Here is a 13,263-nt window from a genome sequence, read left to right as displayed (position 1 = left end):
CCCTATGAGCCAGAACGTATTCCAGTTTATCGACGTCCAGCGGGTCGACCCGCCCAAGAAGCCACTCAAGATCCGCAAGATCCAGTTTGTGGAGATCTACGAGTCCTTCAACCAGGCCCAGGTCGGCATGCAGGCGGATCGCTGCCTCGACTGCGGCAACCCCTATTGCGAATGGAAGTGCCCGGTCCACAACTACATCCCCAACTGGCTGAAACTGGCCAACGAGGGACGCATCCTGGAGGCGGTGGAGCTCTCCCATCAGACCAACAGCCTGCCGGAGGTGTGCGGCCGCGTCTGCCCGCAAGACCGCCTGTGTGAGGGTGCCTGTACCCTCAACGATCGCTTCGGCGCCGTGACCATAGGCAACATCGAAAAGTACATCACCGACAAGGCGTTCGAGATGGGCTGGCGCCCGGATCTCTCCAAGGTGGTGAAGACCGACAAGCGCGTTGCCGTCATCGGCGCCGGCCCGGCCGGGCTCGCCTGCGCCGACGTGCTGGCCCGCAACGGTGTCAGCGCCGTGGTGTTCGACAAGTACCCGGAAATCGGTGGCCTGCTCACCTTCGGCATCCCCTCCTTCAAGCTGGAAAAAGAGGTGATGCAGCGTCGCCGCGAGATCTTCGAGGGCATGGGCATCGAGTTCCGCCTCGAGACCGAGGTGGGCAAGGATGTCACCTTCGCCGATCTCCTGGGTGAATTCGACGCCGTCTTCCTCGGGGTCGGCACCTACAAGTACATGAAGGGCGGCTTCGAGAACGAGACGGCGCCGGGCGTGTACGACGCCCTGCCCTACCTCATCTCCAACGCCAACCGGCTGCTGGGTTTTGAGAAGGCGCAGGCCGATTACATCGACTTCGCCGGCAAGCAGGTAGTGGTGCTCGGCGGCGGCGATACCGCCATGGACTGCGTGCGCACCGCCATTCGTCAGGGCGCCGACAAGGTCATCTGCGCCTATCGCCGGGATGCCGAGAACATGCCGGGTTCCAAGCGGGAGGTGAAGAACGCCCATGAGGAAGGGGTGGAATTCATGTTCAACCTGCAACCCATCGGCGTGGAGCTGGATGCCTATGGCCGCACCTGTGGCATCAAGGTGGTGAGCACCGAGCTCAGCGCCCCCGATGCGAACGGCCGCCGCAATCCGGTAGTGGTCGAAGGCTCCGAGCAGGTGCTGGCCGCCGATGCGGTGGTGATGGCGTTTGGCTTCCAACCCAATCCCCAGCCCTGGATGAGCGAGTTTGGCATCGCGCTCGACAGCCGGGATCGCATCAAGGCCGATGAGAAGGCGGATTATGCCTTCCAGACCAGCAACCCCAAGGTGTTCGCCGGTGGCGACGCGGTGCGCGGCTCGGATCTGGTGGTCACCGCCATCTATGAGGGCCGCAAGGCTGCCGAAGGGATCATGGACTACCTGGCCGTTTAAGCTGCCACGAAGCAGATCTCGTCAAGCAAACAGCCCCGTACTGCGGGGCTGTTTTTTTATATCTGTCTCTTGCCAGCAACCGATGCGGCTAGATGCTCCAGCTCTCCGGCAGCCGCTCGGTCAGGGTGGAGATGTAGGCCAGGGTACGTTCCCGTTTGGGGGCGGTGAACATCTGGTGCGCGCTGCCCGCCTCCATCACCTCGCCCGCTTCCAGGAAGATCACCTGCTGGGCAATCTGGGCCGCCAGGCGCAAGTCGTGGGTGGCGATCAGCATAGTAGTGCCCTCCCGGGCCAGCTGGCGCAGCACGGCGACCACTTCCAGCGCGAGCTCGGGATCCAGCGCCGAGGTGGGCTCGTCACAGAGCAGCACCCGAGGGGCAGGCGCCAGGGCTCTGGCGATGGCAACTCGCTGCTGCTGGCCGCCGGACAAAGTGGCTGGCACCGCCTCGGCCTTGTGGCTCAGTCCCACCTTGTCGAGCAGCTCCCGGCCACGGGTCAGCGCTTTCTCCTTTGGCCATTTCAAGACGGTCACCAGCCCCTCAATCACGTTCTCCAGCACCGTCATGTGTGGAAACAGCTGGAAGCTCTGAAACACCATGCCGGTCTGCTGGCGCAGATCCAGCACCTGGGTGCGGGTGATCGAATGGGCGAAGTCCAGCTCGCTCTCCCCCAGCACCAGCTGCCCCGCGTCCGGCCGCTCCAGCAGATTGACGCAGCGCAGCAGGGTACTCTTGCCACTGCCGGAGGGGCCAATCAGCGCCGTGACTGTGCCGGCCTCCAGTTCGAGCCCCACGCCTTTGAGCACCCGCTGGCCGGCAAACTGTTTCTCGATACCGCTCAACTGGATCATGGTGCGACCTCCCGGGTCTCTTTGTGGGTCAACTTGCGCTCCAGCCTGTCCTGCAAGGTGGAGAGCACGGAGCTGAACATCAGGTAGATGACGGCCGTCTCGGTGTAGAGGATGAGCGGCTCATAGGTGACGGAGGCGAGCCGCTGGGCCGCCTGGAACAATTCTGGCACCGTCACCGCCGCCGCCAGGGAGGTGTCCTTGACCAGGGAGATGAAGGTGTTGGAGAGCGGCGGCACCGCGATGCGCGCCGCCTGGGGCAGGATCACCCGCCACATCGCCTGGGGCCAGCTCATGCCGATGGAGTGAGCGGCCTCCCACTGCCCCTTGGGGATGGCGGCCAGGGTGGCGCGGATGATCTCCGAGCTGTAGGCGCCGATGTTGAGGGTAAAACCGATAATGGCGGCGGTGAAGGCATCCAGCACGATACCGGCGCTCGGCAGCCCGTAAAAAATAAGAAAGAGCTGCACCAGCAGCGGTGTGCCCCGAATAAGCCAGACGTAGAAACGCACCAGCGCGACCAGCGGCCTTGGCCCATATAAGCGGGCCAGGGCCACCAGGAAGCCGAGCAAGATGCCCAGCACGAAGGTGATCAGGGTCAGCGGCACGGTAAAAATAAGCCCCGCACTGAGCAGGGGCCAGAAAGAGTCGATAACGAGCTGCAACCAGGGGGGCACGTTAATTACCTCGAACGTGATGATATTGCCGCAAACTTATTGCGAGACGTCGCTGCCGAAATATTTCAGGGAGACTTTCTGATAGGCACCATCCTGTTTCGCACCGCGTAGTGCCTGATTGATGGCGGCCAGCAACTCGGGTTGCCCCTTGGCCAACAAGGCGCCGGATTGCTCCCCTTTATCACCGGTGGCGGCGACCTTCAGCTTGGCATCGGGTTTGTGTTTCTTGAAGTCCAGGAAGGAGAGGCTGTCGTTGATGGTGGCATCCACTCGCCCGGTCAGTACCAGCTCGAGGGACTGGTTGAAGCCCTCGGTCGCCACTACCTCGGCGCCCGATGTCTTGGCCAGCTGGGCGAAGTTGCTGGTCAGGGACTGGGACGAGGTCTTGCCCTTCAGGTCGGCGAAGCTCTTGATACTGTCGTTGTCGCTGTGTACCAGCACCACCGCCTTGGAGGTGATGTAGGGGTCTGAAAAATCGTACTTTTTCAGCCTCTCAGGGGTAATGGACACCTGGTTGAGCACCAGATCGTAGCGCTTGGCATCCACCCCAGCGATGAGGCCATCCCACTTGCCTTCGACAAACTCCGGCTTCACCCCGAGAGAGTGAGCGATAAGCTCCCCTATCTCAACATCAAAGCCCACCAGCTTGCCGCTCTTGTCGTGGAAGGTGAAGGGAGGATAGGCCCCTTCCGTGCCTATCTTGATCACCCCGGCGCTCTGAATGGCGGCAAGGCTGGACTGGGTCTGTGCCTGCACCGCGCTCATCAGTGCCAGTGGCAGGGCGGCCAATACAAACAGGGATTGCAGTTTTTTCATTGTCTACCTCGTTATATTTATGAATATCCAAACGCTTGCCAACGATATTAAGGCGGGAGCCATGATATCTATATAGGGAGCCTGACCACGGGAACGCTTCGCTTAATTAATATTATTCGAAGCGCACTTTTGTTTATTTAAAGGGTGCCGTGGTGGCATGGACAAAACATAACGTGGGACATTCCCCGGCCAAACCATGAAATATGGCGATATTTAGCGAAAGAATGGATAACGAAAAAAGAAAGGGGCAAGAGAGGCCATGGATTGCCCTGCTGCAAGAGATGCGCCGCAGGGCGTTTTATCGGATCAACCGGATCAGGTCAGCTGGGTTGGGCGATTTACTCCTCCCCTGCCGAAACGCAGACTCGGCGGCGTAGGAGGCAGGATCCGCTCAGCACAAAATACTGCTCACAGACGCGCTACCAGCCACTCCCCCTTGCCCACCGGCACCAGGGAGGTGACAAACTCGGGATCACCGCGCACCTGCGCCATCCATTCCTGCATCTCGCCCTGATGGGAGATTGCGTTATCCACCACCAGCAGGCCGCGCGGGGCGAGCAGGCGCCGGATCTCTGGCCACCAGGCCTGGTATTGCTGGCGATCCGAGTCCAGGAAGATAAGCTGATAACCCGCTGCGGGCAGAGTGGGCAGCAATACATCGGCCTCCCCCGCCAGCTGGGTGATGACGACATCGAGACCCGCGCGCCGGAAGTTGCGCCCAGCCAGTGCCAGTTTGTCTTCGTCTCGCTCTATGGTGGTGACCCGGCCCCCCAGCCGCTGCGCCGCCTGTGCCAGCCAGAGGGTGGAATAGCCGTTGGAGGTGCCTATCTCCAGCACGGCCGCCGCGCCTCGGGTCTGTACCAATACAGCCAGCAGCTCCCCCGTGTCTCTGGTGATATTGAGCATCTTGTGACCGCGAGCCTGCTGCGCCTTGTCGTTCTCCTCGCCAAAGCACTCCAGCTCCCTTTTAAGTTGTTCCAGTTCCATCTCTGCTCCCTTGGGTGAAAAGGCTCGGCGCCGTGGCCTGGCCGATCTCTTGTTCTCTTCCTGATAACCCTCAACACTCGCGCTCTGGCGGCAAGTCTCCCAGCAAGTAGCGTGGCCCAGCACCCTGCGTGGCCGCCTGATCTGCCGGGTTGTAGAGGGCGCAGTGCTCAAGCGACAGACAGCCGCAGCCGATGCAGGCGTTGAGTTTGCGCTTCATCAGCTGCAAGGCCTCGATGCGCCGATCGAGCAGCCCCTGCCACTGGCCGGCGATCCGCTCCCAGTCGTGGCGATCCGGCGTGCGGCCATCGGGCAATCCGGCCAGTGCCTCGGCAATCTCGCCAAGGCTCAAGCCCATGCCCTGCGCCACCCGAATGAAGGCGATACGGCGCAGCGCATCCTGCGGATAGAGCCGCTGGCCCCCGTCGTTGCGGATGCTGCCGATCAATCCTTTCTGCTCGTAGAAACGCAGGGCACTGGCGTTGACGCCCGAGCGCCTGGCTATCTGGCCGATGGCCAACCATTTGCGATCCATCTTCGTCCTTGATCTCAAGTTAACTTTAACTTGCACAATCCTGTCTCCCCCAACAAAAGGAGTCAAACGATTATGGATTATCTCCACACCCTGCTCGATGCGAATCAAACCTTCGCCCTCAACGGCCGTGACACCACCAACCACTGCCCCATGGCGTTGCACGCCCTGCACGAGATGGGGGCGACACAGGCTCAGTTACAGCGCTTCTTTACCCATTGGCAGAACACCCATGCCCTTCCGGCCGGGTTGAACAATCAAGGTGAGGAGGAGGAAACCCGCTTCGTGCAGCTGCGCCAACAGCTAGCCATCCGCTTTGCCGACGAGGGGTGGCTGCCGACCTTCGCGACCCTGCTGTCCCAGCGCCTCTCCCCCGCAGGCGGCGCCTTCCATCCGCTGATTCGCTTCGCCTGCGCGTTGGAGAACGGCCATCTGGGCGAGCAGGCCGCGGCGCTGGCGGCCTGGCAGTGCAAGGCCTTGATCTTGCCGGCCGGCAGCGGGGAACCCTGCCGGGACGTCACTGGCCTGCTGGCCGGGCTGTCGATGCAGTGGGAGGGCTCACGCTGGCCGGGAGAGTGGATCACTGCGCGCCTGCGCCAGGTGGCGGCAGACCCGCGCTGGCCGGACTCGCTGCCACGCAGCCTGGATGGGGAGGACGCCGTGCTGGCGCAGCTGGCCGAGGCCGCCCTGCCCCTCTATTGGCAGACCCGCAACTTCACCGTGCTGCACCTGGTGACCGGCAGTCGGGCCGCCGCCATCGTCGCCCGCCATCTGCCCACTGAGCTCAGAGGGCCTTGGCAGACCCTGATGTGGCAGGCGGTGGCCGCGGCCTATATCACGGTCGGGGCGCCGGTGCTGGGAGCCCAGCGCTGGCCAGACGTCACAGGGCTGAATTGGGAGAGGGTGCTAACACGGGCGATCGCGAGCCTGGACGATCACGTGATCAAGCTGGTGCACTGCTGCTGGCGGGAGCAGGCGGGCTCACCCCACCCGTCCCACTATCTGGCGGTCGCCGCCTGGGCGGTGGGACTGCTGGAAACCGAGAACAAACGGGTGAGCGCTTAGGGCGCCGCGACCCGGGTAAAACTGATGGCAGGGCAGCTGGGGGCCACCCCTTGAGTCAGGGTCAGGGACTGGGGACGATAGCTCAGGTGATATTGGCCTGGGCTAGACAGGTCGTAGACCTGGGTCAGCTCGGCATCCGCCCGGCTTTTCTGACCCGCGCCCAGAATAAAGAAGTCGTCGGCAGCGGGGGCGCCGCGCTTGGCAAGCGGCCCCTTGTAAGCAATCGGCTGATCCCCCAGCCGCAAGTCGATGGCATCGGCGAACCAGCCCTCGAACGGGGTGAACCAGCTCAGCACCTCGAGGGGTCCCTCCCCCTGATTGGTCAAGGTCATCACCAACGGCAGGGGTTCATTCACCGGACTTTCGGCCTTGACCGACAGCTCGCACCGCAGGGGGGCCGCGAGGGCGAGTGTGGTCAGCAAGAGTGTCATCATGGTGCCTCCATCAAAAAGGGGCCTCGCGGCCCCATCATCCATCAATTTTCGCTCGGGGTGTTCTCGGCGAAATATTCGTGGTTGTCGGCGTTGTTGAGCGCCTTCTGCGGATCCGTGCTCGCCAGGTTGCGGGCATTGGCCTGACCGTAACCCAGATCGTCGGTGCCTGCCACCACGTTGAAGTGGCTCAGCTCGTGGACGATTGTACCGGCACGGGAATCTGTCCCCTTGACCGGGGCCGTCCAGAAGCTCTTGCACAGATAGACCTTGTAGGGCTGATCCGGATAGACGTAAGCGAAGTAGCTCTGCTGGCAACCGCAGTCGAAGGTGAGCGGCTTGTTGTCGATGGCATCCTTGATCTTGCTGAACTGGGTCTCGGCCTGATCCCAACGGGCCGTGCTGTAGGCGCCAAACCAGCTGCGATAGCGTTTCCCAGTGGGTTTATCCACTGCCAGATAACTACTTGAGTTATTGGTGATACTGCTTGCCGCATCCAGAGCAGTCAGAATGTCGGTTTTCTGGGTGTTGGTGCAGCGCCCGGTGAAGCTCACCGCGGCAGTTACCGCCTGGGGCTCGGCCAGCGGCGCGGCCCTGGCTTGCAACCGCTCGTCGCTCAGCCCCTCCAGCCAGAGGCTGACGGCGTTGGACTCGCTCGCCTGGGCCTGTTTGGCCTTGGGAGCGCTGGCCGCTTTCTCCAGGGTCGGCAACTGGTAGCGGATGCTGTATTGACCCTGGACGCTCATGTCATAGAGGCCAGAGATCTCGGCCTGCAGGGTCAGGCTCTGGCCAGCCTTGAGCAGCTGGAAGTCCTTGTCGGTCGGCGCCGCCCGCTTGATCAGGGCTCCCTCGTAATCGACTCGCTGGCCGTCGCGCTCCACCACGAACAGCGGTGCATCCTCGCGGCCCGGCAGTTGCCATTTGAGCAGGCGGATGGGCTGGTCGCCGGTGTTGGTCAGAGTCAGGTTGACCTTTACATCGTCCGTGCTGCCTTCTACCAGAGAGAGGCGCGCGTCGAGGGCGGCGGCGCAGAGCGGTGAGGCCAGTACACCGGCCAGCAGCAGGGCTATGGGCGTTGCTTTCATCAGATTTCCTTATGCATTGAGTTATGTCATTAGACAATTTGCTTCTATACGGCCCTCTTTGGGGCCAACTCACCCTAGAGCAGATGTTTTGCGCCACCATCTCACCATATGGGGGAGCCCCCCCATCAGAGGGGCAATGCTCCACCCCTGCCGCGCTGCGACAACATTGCGTACCGAAGGAAATGCATAAGGAGGGTCAACCCGGCGCTCGCCCTGCCCCGGGTTTGAAATCATAAAAAACCCCGGCACTTGGCCGGGGTCATGGGAGCAGAGACAGTACTGGCGTCAGCCGTTGGTCTCGGCCAGCAGGCCCAAGGCGGGCTGGGCATTGCCGGGGACCAGACGATACGCCTTGTGATGCTTGACCAGGGTGCTCTTCTTGTCACCCTGGCTCAGCAGCAGGCCATGCGCAAAGGCCGTCTGCGCGAGCTGCTTCTCGTCGCCACGCACATAGAGGATCAGCGGCTTGAGCAGTTCCCCTTCGGCGATGTGCCCCTGATACTCGCTGGCCGAGATGACCAGGCTGGATTGCCCCTGACTCAGCAGGCGCAGCTTGGCGTTCAGTTCGCTGTCGGTAAACACTAACCAACCCGCTGCCTCCAGCTCGGCCACCAGGGTGGCGAGCCTGGCCCCCTGTTGCTCGGGCTCGGCCATGGCGCGGCCGTACTGGCAGACGATACGCTCGAGCAGTCCCTTGAGATCGGCGCCGGCGCCCAGGGTACGGCCCTGCTGGATCCAGCCTTTCAAGTCTTCCATCACCAGTCGGGAGAAGCGCTTCTCCTTGAGGGAATCGGCCATCCAGGTGCAGAGAAAATGGCTCTCTTGGGCGGAGGTACGCTTGCCGGCCTTCTGCTCGGCAGTGCGCGCCAGCTCGGCCAGGCTCTGGGTGGCCATGTCGAGCAGGGCCTGATTGTAGCTAGGAGGGGTCATCACACTTCCTCAACGATATGGACCGCAAGAGCGACCCAGTCACAGACAGTCAAGGCGCCAGCGGCGCCTTGACGTAGGGGAGCCTTGGCTCCCTTGTACCATCGCTGCCGCTTATTTCGGCTGACGGGGCTTCTTGGCGGCGGCCAGGCGCTTGAGGCGCTGGCCCTGCAGCTTGGACTCGGCCATAGCCTGGGCGGCGGCATTGTCTTCGCGCTGGGGACGCTTGCCGAAGCGGCGACGCTCCTGCAGCTGCTTGATCAGCTCGTCGCGGCTGCTCACCTCGTAGCCCGGCACCATGATGCGGCGGATCTTCTGGCCGATCAGCGCCTCGATCTCCAGCAGGGTGCGCTCTTCTTCGCGGCTGACGAAGGAGATGGCCATGCCGCTCTTGCCGGCGCGGCCGGTACGGCCGATGCGGTGCACATAGTCTTCCGCCAGGAACGGGAGATCATAGTTCACCACGTATTCCAGATCAGGGATATCCAGACCACGGGCGGCCACTTCGGTGGCGACCAGCACCCGCACCTTGCCTTCCATGAACTCGCGCAGGGCGCGGCGACGGCTGCCTTGCGCCTTCTCACCGTGCACCACGGCGGACTTGATGCCATCGAGGTTCAGCTCGTCCACCAGCTCGTCGCAGCTCTCGCGGGTACTGGCGAACACCAGCACCTGCTGCCAGTTCTGCTTGCCGATGAGCTCGGAGAGCAGCTCGCGCTTGCGCTTCTGCTCCACCGGATAGACGGTGTGGCTGACGGTATCGGCGGTGGAGTTCTGCTTGTTGACGCTGATGATCTGCGGGCGGTCCAGCATCAGGTTGGCCAGCTTCTTCACGGCGTCGGAGAAGGTGGCGGAGAACAGCAGGTTCTGACGGGTCTTGCTGACCGCTTGCAGGATCTGCTGCACATCGGCGCTGAAGCCCATGTCGAGGATGCGATCCGCTTCGTCCAGCACCAGGCACTCGACGCCGGAGAGACTCAGGTTACAGGCGGTCAGGTGCTCGAGCAGACGGCCCGGGGTCGCCACTATGATGTGAGCGCCCGCTTTCAGCTTGCGCGCCTGCACGTCCTGTTTGCCGCCGCCGACCAGGGTCAGCACAGTGATGTCCAGGTACTTGGCGAAGTCATTGATGTTGCCTGCGACCTGAGCGGCCAGCTCGCGGGTCGGGGTCAGGATCAGCACCCGGGCGTTGGACGGCTGCAGCGGCGCCGGATTGTCCAGCAGGCGTTGCAGGATCGGCAGCGCGAAGGCCGCGGTCTTGCCGGTGCCGGTCTGGGCGCTGGCCAGCACGTCGCTACCACGACGAATGGTCGGGATCGCCTGACGCTGCACAGGGGTCATCTCTTGATAACCGCAATCTGAGATAGCGCGCAAAATCTCGGGGGCAAAATCGAACGATTCAAATCTCATGTTGGGTTCCTGTGTTCCAGCTGGGCTGTAGTTGGCTTAAGTGGCTTGAGCCGTCGTGTGGCACGGCATCGGCGAGGCTTGCGGCCAAGGACGGCTGAATCTGACATCGGGTCAGAGAGTGAGCCGGAAAATGGCGGGCGCGAAGTGTAACAGATAGGCGGAGCAAATTCCGCCTCAAATGGCCTGTATTTTGATTGTGTTACGGATTAGGTCGAGATTGACTCAGGATTGGGGATGGGCGCGCCGTCCTCGGCGGCCTTGCTGCCCGCCTGCAGCCTCCTCAGCCAGGGGATACATCGCGGGTTGCGTGGGCCAATGGCCAGCGGGTCTGTCGACCCGCAGGCGGCAGGATCAGCTGGCCCGATCGCTCGAGCGGCGGCACAAACGAAAGACGATGGTGGCCACCGCGACCACAAACAGCACGCAGGAGGTCATCAGCAGGCACTTGGTCAGCAGCTCGTGATACTGGGAAAAGAGCGGGGAGAGCATGACGAAGCGGCCTATCAGCCCCAGCACCAGGGCCCACAGGAAGGCGCTGGCAAAACTCGCCATCACCAGTTTGAACCTGTCCAGGTGACCCACCCCCATCAGCATGGGAGTCAACACCCGCACGAAAGGGATGAAACGGGAGATGAACATGGCCCAGAAGCCATATTTTCCCAGCAGACGGGTGGCCTTTGGCAGGCTGCCATCGGGGATCACCTTCTCGACCTTGTGCATGAAGCGGGTGCCGTGCAGCGCACGCCCCTGCAGGTACGCAACCAGACTCCCCAACCCGGTGGCCAACGGCAAATAAAGCAGTGGCACTTCCAGACCGACGACTCCCAGTCCGACCAGGCCACCGGCCAGCAGCACTACGCTGTCGCCAGGCAGCGGCAGAAACACGAAGCTCGATTCCAGAAAGAGGATCACCACCAGGCAGGTGACGAGCAGACCGATGGCCTGCATGTGTATTAGCTGTTCAAAGTCTTGATGCCAAATGGCATGCAGCATGTCCTGCATCTGGTCTGACTCCCGTCAACATAGTGCGAACCCGTCATGAGAACCTTGGGTTCCCACCCGGCAGTTTGTCCCTGTTGCCTCATCCCATTGCTCCTGCGGGAGGCCCGTTATACACCCAGAGAACTGAACAAGAAATTAATGTCTGTGATTTATGTGGGTATGGGCACCTTCTATGGCAGGCGGCTCCCCTCACCCAGGGCGACGAGACATCGCCGCAAGACAGGCCGAAAAATATAGTCAGTTGACGCTGCGTCAGGCTGCCACGACAGGCAAAAAACCGTTACAGTGTAGGGACTCCTCATCGGACGAGGATGCCCACGGAGCTAGGTATGGCGCAGATCCCCCTTTCCCATGCACGATCCTTCTCGCTGCTCGCCCTGTGGCTGATCAGTCTGTCCGCGCAGGCCGAGGATGACTCCTTCGTTCAGCGCCGGGCCAATGCCGTGGTCTCCCTGATGAGCTTCACCGTGGTGCCCGACATCACCGCCAGCAACCTGAATATCGGCGGCGGCACCAGCGAGCAGTCCGCACTCACCATCACCCAGCTCGGCGGCGGCGCCACCATGAGTGAAGGCTTCCCCATCTATCTGGAAGGCACTCTGGGGTACAGCCGCTACGATCCCCAGTTCGTGTTCACCGACGGCGCCGACACCCGTACCATCCCCACCAAGTGGAACAGCCTGACCGCCACAGGTGGCATCGGCTGGGATTTCAGCCTGCACAAGGACAAGTGGGGCGGCAACCTGGTGCTGCGCCCCATCGGCAACTTTACCCTGGGTACCCTGGCGAGCGACTTGCGCCTCGGCGCCCTCTTCATCCAACACAAGACCGGCAAGAACCTCGACTTTCTGGATGGCGGTCGGCTCAACGTCTACGGCCTCGGGGGATCCCTGATGCTGGACTACGAGCTGTTCTCCGTCCCTCAGGATATCGATGTGGAGCTGCGTTACTCCTATCAGCACCTGCAGAGCTTTTCCGGCACCAGCCCCAGCGTCACCGGCCAGGCCGAGGCGGAGAATCTCGGCCTCTACCTGCGCCGCCGTGCCCCCATGTGGGACTGGACCCTGCTGGATCGCCCCCTGCGCTATGTGCTGGAAGGCGCCCGCACCGAGTATCTCGGTGAGCAGCGCGGCCTGCTCGGCTTCAACAGCCTCAACTCCCTCGGCCTTGGGCTCGAGCTCGACAGCAGCAAATACAAGGTCTTCGTCACCCGCACCCGGCTGGTGGCCCGCTACATGTTCAGCAGCAACACCAATGGCTACTCGGTCGGGCTGGCAATGAGTTTCTAAAAACGCGAGGCGATGATTACCTCTCCCACCAGGGCGCCAGCGGTTGTTCCATCGGGTTGGCAATGAGTTTTTAACGGCGCAGACGCAGGCACAGGAGACCCCATGACGAGCTTGACCGAGACGCAGCTTGATACTTTGCTCACCACTCTGCAGGCCCGCTTTGAACAACACCCCCATCGCCACGACGGGATAACCTGGTCCCAGGTGCGCGCCAGGCTGGATGCCAGTTCGCAGCAGTTGTACTCGCTTTATGAGATGGAGAATACCGGCGGTGAGCCCGATGTCATCGGTCAGGATCAACAGAGCGGGCAATTCATCTTCTGTGACTGCAGTGTCGAGAGCCCGAGCGGGCGCAGGAGCCTCTGTTATGACCGGGAGGCGCTGGAATCGAGGAAGGAGAACCGACCGGCGGGCTGCGCGACCGAGATGGCCGCACAGCTGGGCATAGCTCTGCTGACCGAGGCCGAATATCGAGCGCTGCAGAGACTCGGCCAATTCGATACCAAGACCTCGAGCTGGATCCAGACACCCGCGGAGATAAGGCGCCTCGGCGGAGCCCTGTTCTGCGACTGCCGCTACGACAGCGTCTTCCTGTATCACAACGGCGCCCAGTCCTACTATGCCGCCAGGGGCTTTCGCGGCAGCGTGCGGGTCTAGGGACCAAGTGGATGGCCGACCGAGAGAAGCCGACAATCGACCAAGGCCCCGGATACCCCACGCACAACCGGCTCCCTGCCGAGGCTTAACCCTTAAGCAAGATCCCATGGAGGGTCGGTGA

General features: G+C 62.3%; 14 protein-coding genes. 4 read left to right on the top strand and 10 right to left on the bottom strand.

The genetic code is table 11. The features are described 5' to 3' along the window. The first annotated feature begins 4 nt into the window (after nucleotides 1–4). Entirely contained in the window at nucleotides 5–1,420 is a 1,416-nt protein-coding gene (locus BN1137_RS00705) for an FAD-dependent oxidoreductase (protein ID WP_050716761.1), read from the top strand. An 88-nt stretch (nucleotides 1,421–1,508) separates the two neighbouring features. Here the strand turns inward: BN1137_RS00705 and BN1137_RS00700 are convergent, their stop codons facing one another. From BN1137_RS00700 to soxR, 5 genes are all read right to left on the bottom strand, one after another. Continuing rightward, entirely contained in the window at nucleotides 1,509–2,270 is a 762-nt protein-coding gene (locus BN1137_RS00700) for an amino acid ABC transporter ATP-binding protein (protein ID WP_050716760.1), read from the bottom strand. Then, nucleotides 2,267–2,944 carry an amino acid ABC transporter permease gene (locus BN1137_RS00695; protein ID WP_050716759.1) on the bottom strand — a complete coding sequence of 226 codons (678 nt, stop codon included), beginning with the start codon at nucleotides 2,942–2,944 and terminating at the stop codon, nucleotides 2,267–2,269. Before BN1137_RS00695 ends, BN1137_RS00700 begins: the two co-directional genes overlap by 4 nt. A 36-nt stretch (nucleotides 2,945–2,980) precedes the next feature. After that, complete coding sequence (locus BN1137_RS00690) at nucleotides 2,981–3,760, bottom strand: amino acid ABC transporter substrate-binding protein (RefSeq protein ID WP_050716758.1); 780 nt, start codon at nucleotides 3,758–3,760, stop codon at nucleotides 2,981–2,983. A gap of 408 nt (nucleotides 3,761–4,168) precedes the next feature. Next, on the bottom strand, nucleotides 4,169–4,747 hold the full coding sequence (locus BN1137_RS00685; RefSeq protein ID WP_050716757.1) for an O-methyltransferase: 579 nt from the start codon (nucleotides 4,745–4,747) through the stop codon (nucleotides 4,169–4,171). 70 nt (nucleotides 4,748–4,817) lie between these two features. Then, nucleotides 4,818–5,279, bottom strand: coding sequence for a redox-sensitive transcriptional activator SoxR (soxR, locus tag BN1137_RS00680; RefSeq protein ID WP_050716756.1), 462 nt, complete (start codon nucleotides 5,277–5,279; stop codon nucleotides 4,818–4,820). Between the two features lie 72 nt (nucleotides 5,280–5,351). On the opposite strand from soxR, the gene BN1137_RS00675 reads away from it, so the two are divergent. After that, the gene (locus tag BN1137_RS00675; RefSeq protein WP_050716755.1) at nucleotides 5,352–6,341 is read left to right on the top strand and encodes a questin oxidase family protein; all 990 of its coding nucleotides are present in this window, start codon (nucleotides 5,352–5,354) and stop codon (nucleotides 6,339–6,341) included. Here the strand turns inward: BN1137_RS00675 and BN1137_RS00670 are convergent. From BN1137_RS00670 to BN1137_RS00650, 5 genes are all read right to left on the bottom strand, one after another. Next, nucleotides 6,338–6,775, bottom strand: coding sequence for a hypothetical protein (locus BN1137_RS00670; RefSeq protein ID WP_050716754.1), 438 nt, complete (start codon nucleotides 6,773–6,775; stop codon nucleotides 6,338–6,340). The genes BN1137_RS00675 and BN1137_RS00670 overlap by 4 nt on opposite strands. A gap of 41 nt (nucleotides 6,776–6,816) precedes the next feature. Then, nucleotides 6,817–7,860, bottom strand: a complete 1,044-nt coding sequence (locus BN1137_RS00665; protein ID WP_408605520.1) for a M35 family metalloendopeptidase — start codon at nucleotides 7,858–7,860, stop codon at nucleotides 6,817–6,819. Nucleotides 7,861–8,142: 282 nt separating this feature from the next. Continuing rightward, entirely contained in the window at nucleotides 8,143–8,787 is a 645-nt protein-coding gene (locus BN1137_RS00660) for a DUF2913 family protein (RefSeq protein ID WP_050716752.1), read from the bottom strand. Between the two features lie 111 nt (nucleotides 8,788–8,898). After that, nucleotides 8,899–10,194: a DEAD/DEAH box helicase gene (locus BN1137_RS00655; RefSeq protein WP_050716751.1), complete on the bottom strand. Its 1,296-nt coding sequence runs from the start codon at nucleotides 10,192–10,194 to the stop codon at nucleotides 8,899–8,901. Between the two features lie 351 nt (nucleotides 10,195–10,545). After that, nucleotides 10,546–11,196 (bottom strand): DedA family protein, encoded by a 651-nt coding sequence (locus tag BN1137_RS00650; protein ID WP_050716750.1) that lies wholly within the window; start codon nucleotides 11,194–11,196, stop codon nucleotides 10,546–10,548. 329 nt (nucleotides 11,197–11,525) lie between these two features. Here BN1137_RS00650 and BN1137_RS00645 point away from each other — a divergent pair, with 329 nt between their 5' ends. After that, entirely contained in the window at nucleotides 11,526–12,485 is a 960-nt protein-coding gene (locus BN1137_RS00645; RefSeq protein ID WP_050716749.1) for a hypothetical protein, read from the top strand. Between the two features lie 102 nt (nucleotides 12,486–12,587). Then, nucleotides 12,588–13,142, top strand: a complete 555-nt coding sequence (locus BN1137_RS00640; RefSeq protein ID WP_050716748.1) for a DUF4256 domain-containing protein — start codon at nucleotides 12,588–12,590, stop codon at nucleotides 13,140–13,142. Nucleotides 13,143–13,263 lie beyond the last annotated feature (121 nt).

The organism is Aeromonas tecta (assembly GCF_000820185.1).
In the GTDB taxonomy this organism is placed as follows: domain Bacteria; phylum Pseudomonadota; class Gammaproteobacteria; order Enterobacterales; family Aeromonadaceae; genus Aeromonas; species Aeromonas tecta.
The sequence above is the reverse complement of the archived record's forward strand: the minus strand, read 5'-3'. Positions and strand labels throughout refer to the sequence as shown.